Below are 20843 nucleotides of genomic sequence, written 5' to 3'. Positions count from 1 at the left end.
AGCGGATTCTCGCCATGGCCGGTGGCCGCCGGTCATGTGGAGCGGCCCGACTATGCTCGGTCAGCGCCTTTTCACCCGTCCGTCACCGACCCGCACCCCACATACCGGCGCGCCGCGCCGAAACCTGGTTTGGAGCACCCATGGCCCTCAAGATCACCGTGATCGGCACCGGCTACCTCGGCGCCACCCACGCCGCCGCCATGGCCGAACTCGGCTTCGAGGTGCTGGGCCTGGACGTCGTCCCCGAGAAGATCGAGATGCTGCGGCGCGGCGAGGTCCCGATGTACGAGCCGGGACTGGAGGAGCTGCTGCGCCGCCACATCGCCGGTATCGAGGGCTCCACGGGCCGGCTGCGCTTCACCACCTCCTACGAGGAGGCCGGGGCCTTCGGCGATGTGCACTTCGTCTGCGTGAACACCCCGCAGAAGCACGGTGAGTACGCCTGCGACATGTCGTACGTCGAGAGCGCCTTCACCTCGCTCGCACCGCATCTGGACCGTCCGGCGCTGGTCGTCGGCAAGTCGACGGTGCCGGTGGGCAGCGCGGCGCGGCTGGCGCGGCTGCTGGCGCGCGAGGCACCGGCGGGCGAGGCGGCGGAGCTGGCGTGGAACCCGGAGTTCCTGCGCGAGGGGTTCGCCGTCGACGACACCCTGCACCCGGACCGGGTCGTCGTCGGTGTGGCGAGCGAGCGGGCCGAGGCGGTGCTGCGGGAGATCTACGCGAAGCCGGTCGCCGAGGGCTCGCCGTTCGTCGTCATGGACTACCCGACGGCGGAGCTGGTGAAGACCGCGGCCAACTCCTTCCTGGCGACGAAGATCTCGTTCATCAACGCCATGGCGGAGGTCTGCGAAGCGGCCGACGGCGATGTGGTGAAGCTGGCCGAGGCGATCGGGTACGACGAGCGGATCGGCAAGAAGTTCCTGCGCGCCGGGGTCGGCTTCGGCGGCGGCTGCCTGCCCAAGGACATCCGGGCGTTCATGGCCCGCGCCGGTGAGCTGGGCGCGGACCAGGCGCTGACGTTCCTGCGCGAGGTCGACTCGATCAACATGCGGCGCCGCGGCCACATGGTCGAGCTGACCCGGGACGCGGTCGGCGGCTCCTTCCTCGGCAAGCGCGTCGCGGTCCTCGGCGCCACTTTCAAGCCGGACTCCGACGACGTCCGCGACTCCCCCGCCCTCAACGTCGCCGGCCAGATCCACCTCCAGGGCGGCCAGGTCACCGTGTACGACCCGAAGGGCATGGAGAACGCCCGGCGGCTCTTCCCGACGCTGGGCTACGCGGACAGCGCGCTGGAGGCGGTACGCGGCGCGGACGCGGTGCTGCACCTGACGGAGTGGCGGGAGTTCCGGGAGCTGGACCCGGCGGTGCTGGGCGAGGCGGTCACCACCCGCCGCGTCCTGGACGGCCGCAACGCCCTCGACCCGGAGCTGTGGCGCAAGGCCGGCTGGACCTACCGGGCGCTGGGGCGACCGCAGGCGTAGCCCTTTCCCCCGTCGTTCCTCATTCCGCCCGGCCGGGTCCGCTTCCGGCCGGGCGGGCGTGCTCCGTGCGGGGCGCGCCGCCGGCGGAACGCGGAAATCGACGGACGTGCCCGGCGCGAGCCGCCATCATGCAGTGACGCGGATATCCGTTGACGTCACTGAGGAGGTAACGCCATGGCCCTGATCGAGCTGGGCGTCGTCGCGCTGGACTGCCCCGACTCCCGGGCGCTCGCCGGCTTCTACGCCGAGATGCTCGGCTGGCGGGTGGCGGACGAGGACGGGGACTGGATCGAGGTCGCCGGTCCGCAGGGCAGAACGCTCGCGTTCCAGCAGGTGGCGGGGTACCGGCCGCCGCAGTGGCCGGGCCAGGAGCATCCGCAGCAGCTCCACCTCGACTTCGACGTACGGCGCGCGGACGCCGAGGCGGCCCACGAGAAAGTGCTCGCGCTCGGCGCGAAGCTGGTCCAGCAGGACGACGCCCGGCAGAACTGGCGGGTCTACCTGGACCCGGCCGGGCACCCCTTCTGCCTCTGTTTCCGAAACTGACCGGGAGATCCCGCGACCGGCCGGAGACCGGAGAGAAGAACGCCCTGGGGGCCCGTCGCCGACGGGCCCCCAGGGCGTTTCCGGTACCGCCGCTCAGCCGTCCAGTTGCTCGATCGTGGCGATCGACTCCGGGCGGCGGGCCTGTTCCGCGCGGGCCACGTCCTCGGCGTCCCGGAGGGTACGGACCGCGTTGCGCCAGGTCAGCTTGGCGAGGTCGGCCGTGGACCACTTGCGGTCCAGCAGCTCCGCGAGCAGGTTCGGGTAGCTCGCCACGTCCGTCAGGTCGGACGGGGTGAAGGCGGTGCCGTCGTAGTCGCCGCCCAGCCCGATGTGGTCGACGCCGGCGACCTCCCGCATGTGGTCCAGGTGGTCGGCGACGGTCGCCGCGGTCGCCTCCGGCATCGGGTTCGCCGCCTGGAACGCCCGCTGCACCGCCATCGCCTCGGGGGTGGTGTCGAGGTGGTGGAAGCCGTGGGCCCGCATGTTCTCGTCGGCCCGCAGCACCCAGGGAGCGACCTCGGGGTGGACGAACTTCGGCACGAAGGTCGCCATCGCGGTGCCGCCGTTGGCGGGCAGTTGCTCCAGGACGTCGTCGGGGATGTTCCGCGGATGACCGCAGACCGCGCGGGACGAGGAGTGCGAGAAGATCACCGGCGCGGTGGAGACCCGCAGCGCGTCCCGCATCGTCGTGGCCGCGACGTGCGAGAGGTCGACGAGCATGCCGAGGCGGTTCATCTCGCGGACGACCTCCTCGCCGAAGGCGCTGAGCCCGTCGGCGCGGGGCTCGTCCGTCGCGGAGTCCGCCCACGCCAGGCTGTCGTTGTGGGTAAGCGTCATGTAGCGGACGCCCAGCCGGTGCAGCGCTCGCAAGGTGGCCAGCGAGTTGTTGATGGAGTGGCCGCCCTCGGCGCCCATCAGGGAGGCGATGACGCCGTCGGCGCGTGCCGCCTCCATGTCGTCGGCGGTGAAGGCGAGCCGCAGCGCCTCGGGGTAGCGCGCGGCCATCCGCCGCACCACGTCGATCTGTTCGAGGGTGGCGCTGACCGCCGTATCGCCCGCGAAGTCGGCGCGGACGTACACCGACCAGAACTGCGCGCCGACGCCGCCGGCCCGCAGCCGCGGGATGTCGGTGTGCAAGAACTCCGACTGGTCACCGGCGATGTCGCGGCGGTCCAGGTCGTACCCGGCCTGGGTGCGCAGCGCCCAGGGCAGGTCGTTGTGGCCGTCGACGACGGGGTGCTCGGCGAGCAGCGCGGTGATCCGCGGATCCCCCGCGGCGGCGGCCATCACTTGCTCCCGAAACCGAAGCCGGCCGGGGAGGCGACCTTGTTCCGCAGCCGCTTGCCCTTCTCGGTGGCCTGGTCGTTCAGCTCCTGCTGGAACTCCCGCATCCGGCCGAGCAGCTCCTCGTCGTGCGCGGCGAGCATCCGCGCGGCGAGCAGCCCGGCGTTGCGCGCGCCGCCGACGGAGACCGTCGCGACCGGCACCCCGGCGGGCATCTGCACGATGGAGAGCAGCGAGTCCATGCCGTCGAGGTACTTCAGCGGCACCGGCACACCGATGACCGGCAGCGGTGTGACGGAGGCGAGCATGCCCGGCAGGTGGGCGGCTCCCCCGGCGCCCGCGATGATCGCCTTGAGGCCGCGCCCGGCGGCCTCCTCGCCGTACGCGATCATCTCGTGCGGCATCCGGTGCGCGGAGACGACGTCGACCTCGTAGGGGATCTCGAACTCGTCGAGCGCCTTGGCGGCCGCCTCCATGACGGGCCAGTCGGAGTCCGAACCCATGACGATGCCGACGACGGGGCTTCCGGGGGAGTTGGCGCTCATTCGGTGATCGTTCCTCGCAGATAGCCGGCGGCGTGCGCGGCGCGCTCACGCACGTCGGCAAGATCGTCGCCGTAGGTGTTGACGTGGCCGACCTTCCGGCCGGGCTTCACGTCCTTTCCGTACATGTGGATCTTCAACTGCGGATCGCGTGCCAGGCAATGGAGGTACGCGGAGTACATGTCCGGGTAGTCGCCGCCGAGGACGTTGGCCATGACCGTCCACGGGGCGCGCGGGCGCGGGTCGCCGAGCGGGAGGTCGAGGACGGCGCGGACGTGGTTGGCGAACTGCGAGGTGATCGCGCCGTCCTGGGTCCAGTGCCCGGAGTTGTGCGGGCGCATCGCCAGCTCGTTGACGAGCACCCGCGGCTCACCGTCGGGTCCGGGGACCTCGAACAGCTCGACCGCGAGGTGGCCGACGACACCCAGCTCCGCCGCGATCCGCAGCGCCATCTCCTGGGCGCGCGCCGCGAGGTCCGCGTCCAGACCGGGCGCCGGGGCGATGACCGTGTCACAGACCCCGTCGACCTGGATGGACTCCACGACCGGGTACGCGACGGCCTGGCCGTGCGGCGAGCGGACCACGTTGGCGGCCAGTTCGCGGGTGAAGGGGACCTTCTCCTCGGCCAGCACCGGGACTCCGGCGCGGAACGGCTCGGCCGCGTCCTTGGAGGAACGTACGACCCAGACGCCCTTGCCGTCGTAGCCGCCGCGGACGGTCTTGAGGATCACGGGGAAGCCGTCGCCCTCGTTCGCGAACGCCTCCACATCCGCCGGATCGGCGACGATGCGGTGCCGCGGGCAGGGCACGCCCAGCGCGTCCAGTCTCGCCCTCATCACCCCCTTGTCCTGGGCGTGCACGAGCGCGTCGGGGCCGGGGCGCACGGGGATGCCGTCCGCCTCCAGCGCCTTCAGGTGCTCGGTGGGTACGTGCTCATGATCGAAGGTGATCACATCGCAGCCACGGGCGAAGGAGCGCAGCGTGTCCAGGTCGCGGTAGTCGCCGATGACGACATCGCTGACCACCTGGGCCGCCGAATCCTGCGGGGTGTCGCTGAGGAGCTTGAACTTGATGCCGAGGGGGATGCCCGCCTCGTGGGTCATACGGGCGAGCTGACCGCCACCGACCATGCCGACTACCGGGAACGTCACGCCCCCAGCGTATCCGTACGGACGTGCCACCCCGACGGCGGGCGTTTGGAGGATCGTCCGAGGGTGGGTGTCCGCTGCCCGCGCTCACCGGGGACGATGTGCGGAGGGTGATGTTCCGTAGCGCTGCGAGGTGTGCGTCGTCGCACGCGTGCGCGCCGGGCGGACCCCCGGAAACGCTGGTTAGCATGAGGGGCGGCCCGGGGAAGACCGGCCGGGCCGGCCGCCACCGACAGGGAGCAAGACGATCACCATGAGTGAACGGAGCGCGCTGCGGTCGCGGCTGGAGGCGCTCCTGCGGGAGGTCGCCAAGTTCGGTGCCGTGGGCGGCGCCGGGGTGATCGTGAACTTCGCGGTCTTCAACCTCGTCCGGCATCTGACCGAGCTGCCCGTCGTCCGGGCCAGCGTCGTCGCGACGATCGTGGCCACCGGCACCAACTACCTCGGCTACCGCTACTTCACCTACCGCGACCGCGACAAGCAGGGCCGCACCCGCGAACTCTCGCTCTTCCTGCTGTTCAGCGTCGCCGGCCTGATCATCGAGAACGGCATGCTCTACGCGGCGACGTACGGCTTCGGCTGGGACACCCCGCTGCAGAGCAACATCTTCAAGTTCCTCGGCATCGGCGTCGCCACCCTCTTCCGCTTCTGGTCGTACCGCACCTGGGTCTTCCGCACGCCGGGCACCACGGCGACCGGGGACGCCGGGGCGCTGCCGGACGCCGGCGCCCGCGGGCAGGACGCCCGCGAACGGCAGCCGCAGGCGTACGGCGCCCCGCGCGCGTAGGACCGCGGGGCCGCTCCCCGAGGGGAGCGGCGTCCCGTTCAGCCCTCCGTCTGCTCGGCCTCCCGGGCCAGGAAGAGGGCGAAGACCGGCGGGTGCTGCTGGAGCAGTTCGAGCCGTCCGCCGTCGGCCTCCGCGAGGTCGCGGGCGACGGCGAGGCCCAGACCCGTGGAGTTGCGGCCGGAGACGGTCCGTTCGAAGACCCGTGAGCCGAGGTCGGCGGAGACGCCGGGGCCCGCGTCGGTGACCTCCACCACCGCCTGGTTGCCGGTGACGCGGGTGCGCAGCGCGACCGTCCCGTCGCCGTGCATCAGGGAGTTCTCGATCAGGGTGGCGAGCACCTGCGCCACCGCACCCGGGGTGCCGACGGCCCGCAGGCCCTTCTTGCCGGAGCGGACGATGGAGCGGGCGGCGCTGCGGTAGGCGGGCCGCCACTCCTCGACCTGCTGTTTGACGATCTCGTCGAGGTCGAAGGCGACGGCGGAGCCGGAGCGCGGGTCCCGGGAGTTGGTGAGCAGCCGCTGGACCACGTCGGTCAACCGCTCGACCTGGGTCAGCGCGATGGTGGCCTCTTCCTTCACGGTCTCCGGGTCGTCGGTGAGCGTGATCTCCTCCAGCCGCATGGAGAGCGCGGTCAGCGGGGTGCGTAGCTGGTGGGAGGCGTCCGCGGCCAGCCGCCGTTCGGCGGTGAGCATCCGAGCGATCCGCTCGGCGCTGGCGTCCAGCACATCGGCGACCCGGTCCAGCTCCTGGACGCCGTAGCGGCGGTGGCGGGGGCGGGGGTCGCCGGAGCCGAGGCGTTCGGCGGTCTCGGCGAGGTCGGTGAGCGGGGCGGTGAGCCGGTGGGCCTGGCGGATGGCGAGGCCCACCGCGGCGACGATCGCCAGCAACGCCACCGCCAGGATGACCAGCAGGGTGCGGCCGATCTCCTCGTTGACGGCGGCGCGGGACTCCTGCACGGTGACCCGCTCCCCGCGGTCGCCCGTCATCTGCGACTGGATGACATCGCCGGCGGGCCGGGTGCCGATCTCGACCGGCGGCTTACCGGGGACCTCGATGCGGGCGTAGCGGTGGACGGTGATCTGTTCGGAGAGCGCGTCCAGGGTGATCTTCTCGCCGCTGCCGATCCGGCTCTCGACGATGCCGACCAGCCGTACCGCCTCGGACGCCACGCTCTCCTGGGCGCCCGCCTGGATGGTGCGGGTCTCGACGACGACGAGCGAGAGGCCGAAGACGGCGATCACGACGAGCACCACCGCGAGGGTGGAGTTGATCAGGCGGCGGCGCACGGTGCCCTCCGGGCGGGGTTGCGGTGGTCTGTCTCGGCGTCCCGCCCGGCCTGGGCCTTGTCCGGGCCCGGGCGCGTCAGCTCGTCCCGTCCGAGCGTGTCAGCCCGTCCGGGCGCGTCAGCTCTTCTCGAAGCGGAAGCCGACGCCCCGGACGGTGGCGATGTACCGCGGGTTGGCGGCGTCGTCGCCGAGCTTCTTGCGGAGCCAGGAGATGTGCATGTCGAGGGTCTTCGTCGACGACCACCAGGTGGTGTCCCAGACCTCCCGCATGAGCTGATCGCGGGTGACGACCCGGCCGGCGTCGCGCACCAGCACCCGCAGCAGGTCGAATTCCTTGGCGGTGAGCTGGAGTTCCTCGTCGCCCATCCACGCGCGGTGCGATTCGACGTCGATACGGACGCCGTGGGTGGCGGGCGGCTGCTGCGGTTCGGCGGTGGAGCCGCGCCGCAGCAGCGCCCGGACGCGGGCCAGCAGCTCGGCGAGGCGGAAGGGCTTGGTGACGTAGTCGTCGGCACCGGCGTCCAGACCGACGACGGTGTCCACCTCGTCGGCGCGGGCGGTCAGCACCAGGATGGGGAAGGAATGACCTTCGTTGCGCAGCCGGCGGGCGACCTCCAGGCCGTCCATGCCGGGCAGTCCCAGGTCGAGCACGACCAGATCGATGTGGTCCTGGAGACCGGCGTCGAGCGCCGTGGGTCCGTCCTCGCGCACCTCGACTTCGTAACCCTCGCGGCGCAGTGCGCGGGCGAGCGGCTCCGAGATGGACGCGTCATCCTCGGCGAGCAGTACACGGGTCATGGCCCGATGGTAGTCCGATGCGCCGTGGCCAGGGGGAGAGCGGGGTGTACGGGACGACAAGCGCGACAAGGGGCGGCAGGGTTTCCCGACCCGACGGAATGGTTCCCCGAGTCGAATGTGAGCGTTGTCTCACCCCTCCCAACGTCGGTCGAACGGGACGTATGGTGGGCCGACGTCCATCGCACAACCGCCGGGGCCCTCGGCACCTCACGGGTGCCTTCGGTCCCCAAGTTGTGTGCGGGGTGCGGTACACCGCGTCCGGCACACAGCGATTGACCTGTCGACCGGGTCCGCCGCGCCAGAAGTACGGGGGGCGTGGAAGGCGGTGTACGACCGTCCTGCCGACACCGCCACGGGTGGCGTCGATCCCCTCGGACGTGGGGTGCGGGCAAGGTCTACGCCGGTGCCGGTCACCACCCCCACCGGGCGCGTGACGTTCGACCCTCGCGTCCCGAGCAGACCAAGGAAGCACCCATGGCGTCCAGCCTGACGAAGGACGCCGCCCCGCAGGGGAACCCTGCATCGGGCGGTAAGACCTTCTTCGGCCACCCCCGCGGACTGGCCACTCTCTTCATGACCGAGATGTGGGAGCGTTTCAGCTTCTACGGCATGCGGGCCCTTCTCGTGCTGTACCTGATCTCCGGCGGCACGGACGCCAAGCCCGGGTCCCAGGGCGGCGGTCTGGCCATGACGATGGCCACGGCATCGGCCATCTACGCGGTCTACCTCGCGATGGTCTACCTGCTCGCGATGCCCGGCGGCTGGTTCGCCGACCGCGTCTGGGGCCCGCGCAAGACGGTGATCATCGGCGGTGGCGTCGTGATCCTCGGCCACCTGACGCTGGCGGTGCCCGGCACGGCGATGTTCTTCGCCGGCATGGCACTGGTGGCGCTCGGCTCCGGCCTGCTGAAGGCCAACATCTCGACGATGGTCGGCCACCTCTACGACGGTCCGCAGGACCCGCGCCGTGACGGTGGCTTCACGATCTTCTACATCGGCATCAACCTCGGTGGCTTCCTCGCCCCGCTGGTCGTCGGCACCATCGGCCAGAGCGTCAACTGGCACCTGGGCTTCGCGACCGCCGCGGTCGGCATGGGCCTGGGTCTGATCCAGTTCGTCATCGGCACCCGTCACCTCTCGCCGATCAGCAGCACCGTGCCCACGCCGCTCTCCGTCCAGGAGCGCAACTCCTGGCTGCGCAAGGGCCTGATCTGGCTGGCCATCGCCGCGGTCTTCTACGGCATCGTCATCGGCACCGGCACCTTCACCCTGAACTGGGCGCTGATCCCGATCGCGCTGCTCGGCCTGATCATCCCGATCTCGGTGCTGGCCCGGATCAAGCGCGACAAGGACCTGACCTCCGAGGAGCAGACGAAGGTCAGCGGCTACATCTGGTTCTTCGTCGCCGCCGCCGTCTTCTGGATGATCTTCGACCAGGCCGGCTCCACGCTGAGCGGCTTCGCGGAGAAGAACACCGCCGACTCGATCTTCGGTCTGCACTTCCCGTCGACGTGGTTCCAGTCCGTCAACCCGCTCTGGGTGATGGCGCTGGCCCCGGTCTTCGCCTGGATGTGGCTGGCGCTGGCCAAGCGCCTCAAGGAGCCGAGCACCACGGTCAAGTTCGCCATAGCGATGGTGATGATCGGCATCTCGTACTTCGTCTTCATCGTCCCGATGGGGATGTCGTCGGACGGCACGAAGGTCAGCCCGATGTGGCTGCTCATGGTCTACATGATCCAGACCATGGGTGAGCTGTGCCTCTCCCCCGTCGGCCTGTCGGTCACCACCAAGCTGGCGCCGGAGAAGTACGCCAGCCAGATGCTGGGTGTCTGGTTCCTCGCCGTCACCGCGGGTGACTGCATCGTCAGCCTGCTCTCCACGGCCGGTGCCGACCTGAGCGGTGTGGGCGTCCTCGCCGCGGAAGCCGCACTGGCGGTCCTGGCGGGTATCGCGATCTGGCTGAACCGCAAGAAGATCATGGCGCTCATGGGCGACGTCCGCTGACGCGTCCCCGTACGCGCTGAGGCGTTCCCCGTACGCCCCGAGGGCCCGGCACACCACGTTCGGTGTGCCGGGCCCTCGTGCGTGCGGTGTCCGGACGGTGCCCGCGTACGGCCGTGACCTGGTGGTACGCGGGCGGTTCCGCGGTACGCGGCCGGTCAGCGGCGGGCCCGGCGCCACGGGGTGCCGAGCAGCAGGGCGCCGCCGAGCAGCAGCACGGTGCCGGCGAAGAGGCCGAGGGCGGTCAGACCGCCGTGATCGCTCGCGCCGGTGTCGGCGAGGCCGCCCGGGGCGCCGCCCGCGGTGGCCGCGCCGCCGGTGGAGCCCGACGCCCCGGACGCCCCGCCCGCCGCTCCGGCCGAGCCGCCGGAGGCGCCGCCGGGCCGGGCCGCGGTGTCCAGCGTCAGGGAGGCGCCGGGGTCCTTCTCCGGGGTGCAGGTGGTGGTCGTCCCCAGGGCGTTGACGGTCAGGACGCCGGGGGTCAGCGTCGTACGGCCGGTGGCGCCCGGGGTGTAGACACCCTTGAGGTCGGGGATCTCGATGGGCTGTCCGGACTTGATGGGCGCGGCGTTGGCCGGGCCCTCGACCTTGACGGTGCCCTTGTCCGCGCCGCCCAGCGCGAGGGCCATCGACGGTTTCACCGAGCCTTCGGGGATGTCCGCCGGGCTGTCCATCACGGACTTGGCGAACTTCACCGTCAGGTCGTAGCCGCCGCCCTTCGCCACCGCGTCGACCCGCACCGGCGAGGTGGCCTTCTTGTCGCCGATCGGCGTCTTGCAGGCGTACGGGACCTGCACCTGCTTCCCCTGGTGCGCGGTGCCGTCGGGCTCACCGCCGGAACCGCCGGTCTCGCCGCCGCTGGTCCCGCCGCCGGAATCGGTACCTCCGGTGCCGGTCCCGCCGTCCGTACCGCCCGTGGACGTACCGCCGGAGCCGGAGCCGGACGACGTGCCACCGGACGACGCGCCGCCCGCGGCCGTTCCCCCGGAGTCGCCCCCGGCCGAGGCGCCTCCGGAGGCGCCCGACCCGTCCGTCACCTTGATCGTGACGGCCGGTCCCACCTCCTCCTTCGGGACGCACTCGGTGTCCGTGGAGATCGGCTCGCTGACGTTGATCGTGTACGCGCCGGGCGTCAGCGTCACCTCGCCCGGCTTCTCCAGCTTCAGCGTGCCCTTCATGCCCGGCAGCACCATCGGGCTGTTCTTCGGGATCGGCGGATTGCTCCGCGGCCCCTTCATCGCCAGCTCACCGGTGCGCGCCCCGGCCAGCCGCACCACCCCGGACGGCTGCACGGTGTCCTTGCCCAGGTCGAGGACGTCCGGGTTCTTCGAGGCGGCGGCGACCGTCTTCCACACCACCTCGATCTCCTCGCCGACCTTCGCGGTGGCCGGTGCGCTCAGCGCCACCTCGGTGGTGCCCTCGACCAGCGGCAGCCCCGAGATCGGTGGCGGGGTGCACTCCGTCCGGTACGCGGCGTCCGCCGCCCGCGCGAGCGGCGCCGTGGCCACCAGCCCCGCGCCCGCGAGCAGCAGCGCGGCCCCGGCGGCCACCCCCGCTCTCCTTGGTTGCCTCATCACGATGACCCTTCCGCTGTCGGTGGTGCGGTGGATGTGGTCGCGGACGGTGCGGTGTCCGGGGTGTACCAGGGCAGCGCGGCCGGGCGGTCCGCCGGTGCGGTCCCCCCGTCCGGGCCGCCACGCAGGGTGCGCGGGCGGACGCGGAGCCGGCCCGGCGTGCGGGGCCCGGCGCCCCCGTGGGCGGGCCCGGTGGTACGCGGCGCCGGTGCGGTCCGCGGCCGTACGCGGTCGACGGCGGCCATCCCCGCGCGGAAGACGGCGGTGGCCACCACCAGGCAGAGCAGCGTCCAGAACAGCGTCACGCCCCAGGGCCGCCCGACGTCCCACGCCTGCTCGACCAGCAGCTTCCCGCCGTAAGTCGCGGAGACCCGGTAGTCGCCGTGGGCGCCGGCCGCCAGCTCCACGTCCAGGGCGACGCGGGCCTTCTTCCCGGCGGGTACGGTGCCGCGCCACTGCCGGTCCTCCCACTCGGGCGCGAACACGCCGTGCGCGGTGCCCACCTTGAAGACCGGGTCCGTCGCCGGGACCGCTCCGGTGTTGCCGACCGTGAAGGTCAGCCGGCGCCGCGGCGGCGCGCCGAACCAGGTCAGCAGGTTGTCGCCGCCGGTGAGTTCGGGCCCGGAGACCACCGCGAGCCGGGCTCCGGTGTCCTGCCGCGGCAGCGGGGCGACGGGGTGCCCGGCCACCGCGAACGGCACGTCGTCGGCGGCCGCCGCCCCGGTCACGGCCGCCACATGCACCACACAGGGGCAGGGCTTGGGCGGCTCGGCCACCGGCAGCGCCGTACGGAACGCGCCATGGGCGTCGGTGGTGACCGCCCGCCCGTCACCGTTGGCGCAGGAGTTGGTGCCACCGATCATGTTCTGGCCGCAGATCAACAGGGTGAGCAGCGCCTTCGGCCGCCAGCCGCGCCCGGAGACGGTCACCGTGCCGCCGGCCCCGGCCTGCCCGGTGGAGACCTCGGCGGTGGGCGTCCCCGTGGACGGTGCGGCCACCGCCGCGGGCGACGCGCCGGGCAGCAGCGCCGCGCCCAGGACGAGAACGGCGGCGGCCACCCGGAGCGGCCACCCCCGCGCGGCGGTGCGGCGCGCCGCTCCCCCGGTCACGATCCGTCTCCCACGCGCGTCAACTCCCTTGTTCCATCAGCGGGTTGAACCTTCGGTGCGGTACGTCCGGCGCGGCGCCGCCGACGCCACAGCGCACCGCCCGCGCCCGCGACGACGGCGAGTACACCCGCGCCGAGCACACTCCGGGACGGAGGCGCGTACCCGGCGCGCGCCGAGGCGTACGCGCCCCCGGCGGCGGTGGCGGTGAGGGTGACGTCCACGGAGTCCAGCGCGGGCGGATCGGACCAGGGCTCGGTGCGCCGGACCCGCTGCCCGGGGGCGAGCGTGAGCGGCAGCGCGCGGGCCGGACGCCGCAGCGCGGTCCCGAGCGCGCCGTCGGCACGCACCGCGAGCCGGGGCCGAAGCACCGTCGTACCGCGGTTGACCAGCGTGTACCGGATCTCCGCCCCGCCGCCGCGCCGGGTGACGGCGACATCCTCGACGCTCAGCGCGGCGAGGGCGGGCCCGGTCACCCGCAGCCGGACGGGGACGGTGCGCCCGCCCCCGGGCCCGTCGACGCGGAGCGCGGCGGTGCGCTCCCCGGGCGCGGCGCCCCGGGGCACGGTGACGGTGAACGGCACCGCCGCCCGGGTCCGCCCCGGGATACGCACCCGCGTCTCGGCGGGGGTGAGCCAGCCGGCGGTCTCCCCCGTCGCGGCGGAGCGCAGCCGGACGGTGAGCGGGCGCCCGGAGGGGTTGGTCACCGCGATCCGGTCACCGAGGACGGCGCCGGGCGCCCCCTCCAGATAGCAGAACGCCCGCCCGGCCCCCGCCGGACGGCTCCCGGCGCCGGGCGCGGGCGCGGCCGTCCAGCCGGGCCGGGCATCGGCCGCCGCGGCGCCCGGCGGCCCACACGCCAGCGCGGCGACCGCCGCGAGCGCCACCAACGCGCCTCGGGTACGGAACGGCATCGGCTGCTCCCGGTGCTCGTGCGCGAACAGGAGGGGCGCGGTACGGGCGCCCCGGGCGGCGGGGGCGGGCGCCGTCCGGGGCCGGGCGGCGCCGCGCACCCCGGATCAGGCGGCGCGGCGGCGGCTGAGCCAGAGCGCTCCGGCCGCCCCGGCGAGCAGGACGGTGCCGCCGAAGGTCCCGAGGGCGACGGCGGAGTCCGCGGGCCCGGTCTGCGGCAACTGCCCGCCACCGGACGCGCCCCCCGACGCGCCGGAGCCCGACGCACCACCGGACGCGCCGCCCGAGGAGCCCGAACCGCCCTTGACGTCCAGGCTGAGCGACGGCTTCGGGCTGTTGTCCGGAGTGCAGGTGGTCGTCGTCCCGAGGGCCTTGATCGTCAGCTTGCCCGCCGTGAACGTCACCTTGCCGCTCGCCTTGGGGGTGTACGTCCCGCTCAAGTCACTGATCTTGATGGGAGTGTTGGCCGGGATGGCCCGGTCGTTGGGCGGACCGGTCACCGGCACCGTCCCGCTGTCCGCGCCCCCCAGCTCGATGACGGCGGACGGCTTCATGGCGCCCTTGCCCAGCTCGACGGGGCTGGACGAGACACCCTTCTGGAACGACATGACGAGCTTGTACCCGCCGCCGCTCGGGGTGCCTTTGATGTCGATGGGCGAGACCGCGCCCTTGTTCCCGATCGGTGTCTTGCACTGGTAGTTGACGTCGACGACCTCGGCGTGCGCGGCCGGCGCGGAGAGCAGCACCGCCGCCCCGGTCAGCGCCGCGGCGACGGCGGGCCGGGCCGCGCGGCGGGGGCGCCGGTTGTGCGGTACGTGGAAGCGGGCCACCTCTCGTTCCCTTCTCCCGGGTCCAGGGGCGCGGCGGGGCCCGTGCGGACCACGAGCCCGGCGGCGGACCCCGTACCGTCCCTGGGCGCCGCCCCGTTTTACTGACGGCGCATCAGATGGGTGGCTCAAGGTACGCCGGGGACCGCGAAGGGGGAAGGCACAGCGCGGGGCGGATCGGGGCGGAACGCACGGAGGGCGCGGACCCTCGGTCCACGCCCTCACTCCTCGCCCGCATACGGCCCGCGCCGCCCGTCACCGCTCAGGACGGAGCGGCCAGTTCGGCCCAGACGGTCTTCCCGGCGCCGTCGGCGTTACGGACCACGCCCCAGTCCAGGCAGAGCCGCTGCACGATGAACATGCCGTGCCCGCCCGGACGCCCGGCACGGTGCGGGGTGCGCGGCGCGGGCGACCCGGCGCCGAGGTCGCTGACCTCCAGGCGCAGCACCTTGGCGGTGCAGCGCAGCCGCAGCTCCTCGGGGCCGTCGGCGTGCAGGCAGGCGTTGGTGACCAGCTCGGAGACGACCAGCAGGACGTCCTCGGCGGCCGCGCGCTGGTCGGCGGTGGCGGCCGGCAGCCAGCCCCAGTCCTGAAGGGCCTCGCGGGCGAAGTCCCGGGCGCGCGCGACGGCCCCCCGGGCGCCGCTCAGGCGCAGCCTGCGGACCTGACCGACCGGGGCGGCGGCCGGTGCGACGGCGGAAGCACCGGCGCCGCCCGGCTCCGGGCCGAGGTCGCCCGGTGGGTACGGCCGGGTGGTGCTCATCAGCGCTTCACCTCACCGATTCGCCTTTTCACGGAAAACGGATAACTGACAGATTCAACGGATTCAGATGTCTCCTGCCCGACCGGACCGTGAGAACACCCACTTCTTTGATACGGAAGTTGTGACGCGGACTACGTGCCCGGAATGTCATCCTCCGGACCGCCCTCGTCACCCTTGGTCGGCCAGCGCCGCATCGAGTGAGTCGTGCACCGTGAAAACCGCCTCCGCGCCGGTGATCTCGAATACGCGGGCCACTACGGGCTGCATCGCGACGAGATGGACCCCGCCTCCCGCGGCCTCCGCCGTCAGGCGGGCCCCGAGCAGGACGTTGAGCCCGGTGGAGTCCATGAATTCCAGGGGCTCGCAGTCGACCACGAGGCGGGCGTACCCCTCTTCCACGCACCCCTCCAGCGCGTCACGCAACAGATCGGCGGTGTGATGATCCAGCTCACCCGCCGGCGTCACGACCGCGCTGGCGCCGTGATGCCGGATCGCGACGTGAAGCCGGCCCCGGCTCGCACTGCCGACCGTCCCGCGGTCCATGCGCGCGCACCCCTCTTGCTGTCTCGACGTCGTTTGCCTATGACTGCGCTCATTCGAACCCTACGCCTTCGCTTCACACAGGGGTAGCCGAACAATCCGCATATAACACCAAATACGGACATCGCGTACTTGCCATCTTCCAGCAAAGCCAGGTAGGCGTAGATGCAGACACATTCACCACGGCCGGCTTCGGAGGCGCCGCACACCGCAGCTTCACGTAGAGGCATCGGCAGCCATATGCCGAGAACGATGGAGGAGACCATGTCACCCCGGCTCGACGAAATGCGCACCGACGACACCCGGCAGCACACCTCGTCGACACCCCCGTCCGACCCGACCGGACAGATCCCTTCCCAGCCGGCCACCGCCGAACCCGAATTGACCGCGGTGCCCGAGATCGACGGACTGCCCGAGATCCCGCCGTTCGACGAGGTGGGCCCGGTCGACGCGAGGGCCTTGTCCAAAACCCTCTTCGAGCGGCTCGAATCGCTCGAAGAAGGCACCCACGAATACGCCTACGTCCGTAACACCCTGGTCGAACTCAACCTCGCCCTGGTCAAGTTCGCGGCCTCCCGGTTCCGTTCCCGCAGTGAACCGATGGAGGACATCGTCCAGGTCGGCACGATCGGTCTGATCAAGGCGATCGACCGTTTCGAACTGAGCCGCGGCGTCGAGTTCCCGACGTTCGCGATGCCGACGATCGTCGGCGAGATCAAGCGTTTCTTCCGCGACACCAGTTGGTCGGTGCGCGTGCCGCGGCGGTTGCAGGAACTCCGCCTCGACCTCGCGAAGGCCGGCGACGAACTGGCGCAGAAGCTGGACCGCGCGCCCACCGTCGGCGAACTGGCCGAACGCCTCGGCATCACCCGCGAGGAAGTCGTGGAGGGCATGGCGGCGAGCAACGCGTACACCGCGAGTTCGCTCGACGCCCAGCCCGAGGAGGACGACAGCGAAGGCGCGCTGGCGGACCGGATCGGCTACGAGGACCACGGACTCGAAGGCATCGAGTACGTCGAATCCCTCAAGCCGCTGATCGCCGAACTCCCGCCGCGCGACCGGAAGATCCTGTCGCTCCGCTTCGTCGCCAACATGACCCAGTCCGAGATCGGCGAGGAGTTGGGCATCTCCCAGATGCACGTCTCCCGGCTGCTCTCACGCACCCTGGTGCGGCTGCGCAAGGGTCTGATGATCGACGAGTGAGGCACCCGCGGTCGCCACCGGCCCACCGGCCGGTGCCCGCCCGCGCGAAGGAGGGCCTGCCCCGGGCGACTCGGGGCGGGCCCTCCTCCGTGTCCGGGGCCGCCAGGGGCCCCTGTGACGCCTCTCAGACCACCCGGACGCCCTTGCGCCAGACGCCGGACACCAGCGGGACACCGGGCCGGTAGGCGAGATGGACGTGCGAGGGCGCGTCCAGCAGCGTGAGGTCGGCGCGTGCGCCGGGGGCGATCCGGCCGACATCGGTCCGGCGCAGCGCCCGCGCGCCACCCGCCGTCGCGGCCCAGATCGCCTCGTCCGGCGTCATCCCCATGTCCCGTACGGCCAGGGCGATGCAGAACGGCATCGACGAGGTGAAGGACGAGCCGGGGTTGCAGTCGGTGGAGAGCGCGACACTCGCCCCGGCGTCCAGGAGGCGGCGGGCGTCGGGCCAGGTGGCGCGGGTGGAGAACTCCGCGCCGGGCAGCAGCGTCGCGACGGTGGCGGAGTTCGCCAGCGCGTCGACGTCGGCGTCGGTGAGGTGGGTGCAGTGGTCGGCGGAGGCCGCGTCCAGCTCCACGCCGAGCTGCACACCGGGCCCGTAGGAGAGCTGGTTGGCGTGGATGCGGGGCAGCAGACCGCGCTCCTTGCCCGCGGTGAGGATCGCGCGGGCCTGATCGCCGTCGAAAGCGCCCTTCTCGCAGAAGACGTCGATCCACCGGGCGTGCGGGGCACAGGCGTCCAGCATCGGGCCGGTGACAAGGCTGACGTAGCCGGCCGGGTCGTCGGCGTAGTCGGGCGAGACGATGTGCGCGCCGAGGTAGGTGACCTCGTCGGTGTGCTCGGCGGCGATGCGCAGCGCGCGGGCCTCGTCCTCGACGGTCAGGCCGTAGCCGGACTTGGTCTCGAAGGTGGTGGTGCCCTGGCGCAGCGCCTCGGCCATGTAGTGGGCGACGTTGGCGGAGAGCTGGGCGTCGGTGGCGGCGCGGGTGGCGGCGACGGTGGTGCGGATACCGCCCGCCTCGTAGGGGCGGCCGGACATCCGGGCGTTGAACTCCTCGGTGCGGTCACCGCCGAACACCAGGTGGGAGTGGGAGTCGACGAAGCCGGGCAGCGCGGAGCGGCCGCCCGCGTCGACGGCGTTGTCAGTGGCGGGTGCTTTGCTGGACGGACCGACCCAGGCGACGCGGTCGCCGTCGATGACGACGGCCGCGTCCTGGATCAGACCGAGGGGGCCTTCGCCGAGGGAGGGGTCGTTGGTGACGAGCTGGGTGAGATGGGTCAGGACGGTGGTGCTCATCGCGGGGGCGTTCTCCTTCGTCCGCTGGGGGCGCGTCAGTTGCTCGTGCGCACGGCGGCGATGGCCGCGGCGAGTTCGGTGGGCACGTCCGGCACGAGCGTGTGCACACCGTCCCGGACGATCTGGCGGCCGCCGACGACGGTGTGCCGCACATCGGCCGCCGTCGCCGCGAATACCGCGGTCTCCGCGGCGAGCCGGGGCAGCGGGCCGGCGGTACGTACGGAGTCCAGCGCGATCGTGGTGAGGTCCGCGAGGGCGCCGGTGGTCAGGGTGCCCGCGTCGTCCCAGCCGAGGGCGGCGTGCCCGTCGGCGGTGGCGGCGCGCAGCAGCGCCGCGGCGGTCCAGTGGCCTCGGGCGCGGCTGCGCAGCCGCTCGTTCAGCTCCATGGCGCGGGCCTCTTCGAGCAGGTCGATGACGGCGTGGCTGTCACTGCCCAGGGAGAGCGGGCTGCCGCTGTGCTGGAGGCGGGCGGCGGGGCCGATGCCGTCGGCGAGGTCGCGTTCGGTGGTCGGGCACATGCACACGCCGGTGCCGGCGCCGCCGAGCAGCCCGATGTCCTCCGGGGTGAGGTGGGTGGCGTGCACGGCGGTGGTGCGGCGGCCCAGGACGCCGTGGTCGGCGAGGAGGCGGGTGGGCGTGCAGCCGTGCGCCTCGTGGCAGGCGTCGTTCTCCGCCGTCTGCTCGGAGAGGTGGACGTGCAGCGGGGCACCGCGCTCGCGTGCCCAGTCGGCGACGGTGCCCAACTGGGCCGCGGGCACGGCACGTACGGAGTGGATCGCCGCGCCGATACGGGCGTGCCCGGCGCCCTTGAGAGCGGCGGCGCGCTCGGCCCAGGCGTCGGCGGTCCCGTCGGAGAAGCGCCGCTGGTGCGGGGCGGGCGGGGTGCCGAAGCCGGCGGAGAGGTAGGCGGTGTCGAGGAGGGTGATACGGATACCGGCCTCGTCGGCGGCGGCGATCAGCGCCTCGCCCATGGCGTTGCGGTCGGCGTAGGCGCCGCCGCCGGGCCGGTGGTGGAGGTAGTGGAACTCACCGACGCAGGTGATGCCGGCGAGCGCCATCTCGGCGTAGACGGCCCGCGCGAGAGCGTGGTAGCTGTCCGGATCGAGGCGGGCGGCGGTGTCGTACATGACCTCGCGCCAGGTCCAGAAGGTGCCGGAGCCCACCTGCACGGTGGAGCGCAGCGCCCGGTGGAAGGCGTGCGAGTGGGCGTTGGCGAGGCCGGGCAGCGTCAGTCCGCGCAGGGCGGTGGCGCCGGGCGGCGGGGTGGCGGTGCCGGTGCGGACGGCCGTGATCCGCCCCTGCGCGGTCTCGACGGTCACACCGGGCTCGGTGTGGGTGCCGAGCCAGGCGTGTTCGAGCCAGTAGACCGCCGCGCCCTGCGGTGCGGGGGCCGTGTCCTGCTGCGTCGTGTCCTGCGGCGTCATGGGCACGCGAGACCTTCCAGTACGTCGGCGAGTGCGGTGACCCCGGCGACGCAGTCGTCCTCGGCCGCGGTTTCGGCGGGCGAGTGCGAGACGCCGGTCGGGTTGCGTACGAACAGCATGGCGGTCGGGACGCTCGCGGAGAGAATGCCCGCGTCGTGTCCGGCGCCGGTCCCCAGGACGGGCACGGGCCGCCCGCCGCCGGCGCGGGCCAGCAGCGTGCCCAGCTCGTCGCGGAGGGCGTGCCCGAATTCGACGACGGGGGTGAAGGATTCACGGACGACGCGGAGGTCGACGCCGTCCCGGGCGGCGCTCTCCTCGGCGGCGCGTTCGATCTCCTTGACGACGGTGTCCAGGATGTCCTGGTCGGCGGCGCGCGAGTCGAGCCAGCCGCGGACGAGCGAGGGGATCGCGTTGACGCCGTTCGGCTCGACGCTGATCTTCCCGAAGGTCGCCAGGGCGCCCGCGGTCCGGGCGGCCTCGCGGGCGGCGAGGACGGTCCGGGCGTAGCTGAGCATCGGGTCGCGGCGGTCCTCCAGGCGGGTGGTGCCCGCGTGGTTGGCCTCGCCGTGGAAGTCGAAGCGCCAGCGGCCGTGCGGCCAGATGGCGGAGGCGATGCCCACGGGGTCGCCGGTCAGGTCGAGGGCGCGCCCCTGCTCGATGTGGAGTTCCACGAACGCGCCGATCCGCGCCAGCCGGTCGCGGTCGGGACCGATCGCGTCGGGGTCGTACCCGGCGCGCTCCATCGCCTGCGGCAGGCTGACGCCGTCGGCGTCCCGCAGCTCGCGGGCGTCCTCGGGGGTGAGGGCACCGGCGCTGAGCCGGGAGCCGACGCAGGCCAGCCCGAAGCGGGCGCCCTCCTCGTCCCCGAAGTTGACGATGGCCAGCGGCGCGCCGAACTCCACTCCCCTGCGGCGGAGTTCGTCGAGGGCGGCGAAGGCGGAGACGACGCCGAGGGGGCCGTCGAAGGCGCCGCCGTCGGGCACGGAGTCCAGGTGGGAGCCGGTGACGACGGCGGTGCCTGGGGTGACCTCGGTGTACGAGCGGACGCCGAGCCAGGCCCACTGGTTGCCGTTGCGGTCCGTCTCGCAGGCGAGTCCGCGGGACTCCGCCTGGGCGCGGAACCACGCGCGGCAGTCGGCGTCGGCGGCGGTCCAGGCGTGGCGGCGGTATCCGCCGGAGGAGGCGTTACGGCCGAGGGGCCGCAGCTCCCGCCACATGGTGTGGAACGACGCGGGCCGGCCGGTCATGCGCGCGCTCCCGTCATGGGATCTGCGACGCCTTCACGCGGAACGGGACGAGGTCCTGGCACGGGTGCCTCCCGGCATGG

At 72.8% G+C, this 20843-nt stretch carries 19 protein-coding genes; 5 read left to right on the top strand and 14 right to left on the bottom strand.

The window, feature by feature from the left end:
- Window positions 1–140 precede the first annotated feature (140 nt).
- Window positions 141–1481, top strand: a complete 1341-nt coding sequence (locus tag ACGH2B_RS17455; RefSeq protein ID WP_399090058.1) for a UDP-glucose dehydrogenase family protein — start codon at window positions 141–143, stop codon at window positions 1479–1481.
- A gap of 174 nt (window positions 1482–1655) precedes the next feature.
- Window positions 1656–2027, top strand: a complete 372-nt coding sequence (locus tag ACGH2B_RS17450; protein ID WP_399090055.1) for a VOC family protein — start codon at window positions 1656–1658, stop codon at window positions 2025–2027.
- Window positions 2028–2120: 93 nt separating this feature from the next.
- Here the strand turns inward: ACGH2B_RS17450 and ACGH2B_RS17445 are convergent, their stop codons facing one another.
- Genes ACGH2B_RS17445 through ACGH2B_RS17435 form a run of 3 tightly spaced genes read right to left on the bottom strand, consistent with a single transcriptional unit; the run spans window position 2121 to window position 5004 of the window.
- Window positions 2121–3314: a dipeptidase gene (locus ACGH2B_RS17445; protein WP_399090052.1), complete on the bottom strand. Its 1194-nt coding sequence runs from the start codon at window positions 3312–3314 to the stop codon at window positions 2121–2123.
- Entirely contained in the window at window positions 3314–3856 is a 543-nt protein-coding gene (gene purE / locus ACGH2B_RS17440; protein WP_399090049.1) for a 5-(carboxyamino)imidazole ribonucleotide mutase, read from the bottom strand. Before purE ends, ACGH2B_RS17445 begins: the two co-directional genes overlap by 1 nt.
- Window positions 3853–5004: a 5-(carboxyamino)imidazole ribonucleotide synthase gene (locus ACGH2B_RS17435; protein WP_399090046.1), complete on the bottom strand. Its 1152-nt coding sequence runs from the start codon at window positions 5002–5004 to the stop codon at window positions 3853–3855. The genes purE and ACGH2B_RS17435 overlap by 4 nt, the downstream gene beginning before the upstream one ends.
- 250 nt (window positions 5005–5254) lie before the next feature.
- Between ACGH2B_RS17435 and ACGH2B_RS17430 the strand changes: the two genes are divergently transcribed.
- Entirely contained in the window at window positions 5255–5788 is a 534-nt protein-coding gene (locus tag ACGH2B_RS17430) for a GtrA family protein (RefSeq protein ID WP_399090043.1), read from the top strand.
- A gap of 38 nt (window positions 5789–5826) precedes the next feature.
- Here the strand turns inward: ACGH2B_RS17430 and ACGH2B_RS17425 are convergent, their stop codons facing one another.
- On the bottom strand, window positions 5827–7074 hold the full coding sequence (locus tag ACGH2B_RS17425) for an ATP-binding protein (protein WP_399090041.1): 1248 nt from the start codon (window positions 7072–7074) through the stop codon (window positions 5827–5829).
- 117 nt (window positions 7075–7191) lie between these two features.
- Complete coding sequence (locus tag ACGH2B_RS17420) at window positions 7192–7872, bottom strand: response regulator transcription factor (RefSeq protein ID WP_030282226.1); 681 nt, start codon at window positions 7870–7872, stop codon at window positions 7192–7194.
- Window positions 7873–8346: 474 nt separating this feature from the next.
- Here ACGH2B_RS17420 and ACGH2B_RS17415 point away from each other — a divergent pair, with 474 nt between their 5' ends.
- Window positions 8347–9876 carry a peptide MFS transporter gene (locus ACGH2B_RS17415; protein ID WP_399090036.1) on the top strand — a complete coding sequence of 510 codons (1530 nt, stop codon included), beginning with the start codon at window positions 8347–8349 and terminating at the stop codon, window positions 9874–9876.
- A 155-nt stretch (window positions 9877–10031) separates the two neighbouring features.
- On the opposite strand, the gene ACGH2B_RS17410 is transcribed toward ACGH2B_RS17415, so the two are convergent.
- The 6 genes from ACGH2B_RS17410 to ACGH2B_RS17385 all read right to left on the bottom strand — a co-directional run bounded on the left by ACGH2B_RS17410 (window position 10032) and on the right by ACGH2B_RS17385 (window position 15598).
- Window positions 10032–11447: a hypothetical protein gene (locus ACGH2B_RS17410; protein ID WP_399090033.1), complete on the bottom strand. Its 1416-nt coding sequence runs from the start codon at window positions 11445–11447 to the stop codon at window positions 10032–10034.
- A complete protein-coding gene (locus ACGH2B_RS17405) occupies window positions 11447–12556 on the bottom strand; it encodes a hypothetical protein (protein ID WP_399090030.1) in 1110 nt (369 codons plus the stop codon). Before ACGH2B_RS17405 ends, ACGH2B_RS17410 begins: the two co-directional genes overlap by 1 nt.
- On the bottom strand, window positions 12553–13467 hold the full coding sequence (locus ACGH2B_RS17400) for a hypothetical protein (protein ID WP_399090027.1): 915 nt from the start codon (window positions 13465–13467) through the stop codon (window positions 12553–12555). Before ACGH2B_RS17400 ends, ACGH2B_RS17405 begins: the two co-directional genes overlap by 4 nt.
- A 105-nt stretch (window positions 13468–13572) precedes the next feature.
- Entirely contained in the window at window positions 13573–14295 is a 723-nt protein-coding gene (locus tag ACGH2B_RS17395; RefSeq protein WP_399090024.1) for an LPXTG cell wall anchor domain-containing protein, read from the bottom strand.
- A gap of 259 nt (window positions 14296–14554) precedes the next feature.
- Window positions 14555–15055 (bottom strand): ATP-binding protein, encoded by a 501-nt coding sequence (locus tag ACGH2B_RS17390; RefSeq protein WP_399090021.1) that lies wholly within the window; start codon window positions 15053–15055, stop codon window positions 14555–14557.
- Window positions 15056–15223: 168 nt separating this feature from the next.
- Window positions 15224–15598 (bottom strand): STAS domain-containing protein, encoded by a 375-nt coding sequence (locus ACGH2B_RS17385; RefSeq protein WP_399090019.1) that lies wholly within the window; start codon window positions 15596–15598, stop codon window positions 15224–15226.
- A 249-nt stretch (window positions 15599–15847) separates the two neighbouring features.
- Between ACGH2B_RS17385 and ACGH2B_RS17380 the strand changes: the two genes are divergently transcribed.
- Window positions 15848–16798, top strand: a complete 951-nt coding sequence (locus tag ACGH2B_RS17380) for an RNA polymerase sigma factor SigF (protein ID WP_399090016.1) — start codon at window positions 15848–15850, stop codon at window positions 16796–16798.
- A gap of 124 nt (window positions 16799–16922) precedes the next feature.
- Here ACGH2B_RS17380 and hutI read toward each other — a convergent pair whose 3' ends face one another.
- From hutI to ACGH2B_RS17365, 3 genes are read right to left on the bottom strand one after another with little or no spacing between them, the layout of a single operon-like run.
- Window positions 16923–18092 (bottom strand): imidazolonepropionase, encoded by a 1170-nt coding sequence (gene hutI / locus ACGH2B_RS17375; protein WP_399090013.1) that lies wholly within the window; start codon window positions 18090–18092, stop codon window positions 16923–16925.
- A 35-nt stretch (window positions 18093–18127) separates the two neighbouring features.
- Entirely contained in the window at window positions 18128–19516 is a 1389-nt protein-coding gene (locus ACGH2B_RS17370) for a formimidoylglutamate deiminase (RefSeq protein WP_399090010.1), read from the bottom strand.
- A complete protein-coding gene (locus ACGH2B_RS17365; protein WP_399090007.1) occupies window positions 19513–20763 on the bottom strand; it encodes an allantoate amidohydrolase in 1251 nt (416 codons plus the stop codon). The genes ACGH2B_RS17370 and ACGH2B_RS17365 overlap by 4 nt, the downstream gene beginning before the upstream one ends.
- Window positions 20764–20843 lie beyond the last annotated feature (80 nt).

This window comes from Streptomyces sp. BBFR2 (assembly GCF_044497305.1).
Lineage (GTDB): Bacteria > Actinomycetota > Actinomycetes > Streptomycetales > Streptomycetaceae > Streptomyces.
Note: the sequence above shows the minus strand (reverse complement) of the source record. Positions and strands in the feature narration are given on the sequence as shown.

Coding starts and splice junctions, on each gene's coding strand:
- ACGH2B_RS17410 (WP_399090033.1), bottom strand. CDS start 11,447: ATGAGGCAACCAAGGAGAGCGGGGGTGGCCGCCGGGGCCGCGCTGCTG.
- ACGH2B_RS17380 (WP_399090016.1), top strand. CDS start 15,848: ATGGAGGAGACCATGTCACCCCGGCTCGACGAAATGCGCACCGACGAC.
- ACGH2B_RS17370 (WP_399090010.1), bottom strand. CDS start 19,516: ATGACGCCGCAGGACACGACGCAGCAGGACACGGCCCCCGCACCGCAG.
- ACGH2B_RS17365 (WP_399090007.1), bottom strand. CDS start 20,763: ATGACCGGCCGGCCCGCGTCGTTCCACACCATGTGGCGGGAGCTGCGG.
- ACGH2B_RS17415 (WP_399090036.1), top strand. CDS start 8,347: ATGGCGTCCAGCCTGACGAAGGACGCCGCCCCGCAGGGGAACCCTGCA.
- ACGH2B_RS17390 (WP_399090021.1), bottom strand. CDS start 15,055: ATGAGCACCACCCGGCCGTACCCACCGGGCGACCTCGGCCCGGAGCCG.
- ACGH2B_RS17430 (WP_399090043.1), top strand. CDS start 5,255: ATGAGTGAACGGAGCGCGCTGCGGTCGCGGCTGGAGGCGCTCCTGCGG.
- ACGH2B_RS17420 (WP_030282226.1), bottom strand. CDS start 7,872: ATGACCCGTGTACTGCTCGCCGAGGATGACGCGTCCATCTCGGAGCCG.
- ACGH2B_RS17400 (WP_399090027.1), bottom strand. CDS start 13,467: ATGCCGTTCCGTACCCGAGGCGCGTTGGTGGCGCTCGCGGCGGTCGCC.
- hutI (WP_399090013.1), bottom strand. CDS start 18,092: ATGAGCACCACCGTCCTGACCCATCTCACCCAGCTCGTCACCAACGAC.
- ACGH2B_RS17455 (WP_399090058.1), top strand. CDS start 141: ATGGCCCTCAAGATCACCGTGATCGGCACCGGCTACCTCGGCGCCACC.
- ACGH2B_RS17450 (WP_399090055.1), top strand. CDS start 1,656: ATGGCCCTGATCGAGCTGGGCGTCGTCGCGCTGGACTGCCCCGACTCC.
- ACGH2B_RS17385 (WP_399090019.1), bottom strand. CDS start 15,598: ATGGACCGCGGGACGGTCGGCAGTGCGAGCCGGGGCCGGCTTCACGTC.
- purE (WP_399090049.1), bottom strand. CDS start 3,856: ATGAGCGCCAACTCCCCCGGAAGCCCCGTCGTCGGCATCGTCATGGGT.
- ACGH2B_RS17445 (WP_399090052.1), bottom strand. CDS start 3,314: ATGGCCGCCGCCGCGGGGGATCCGCGGATCACCGCGCTGCTCGCCGAG.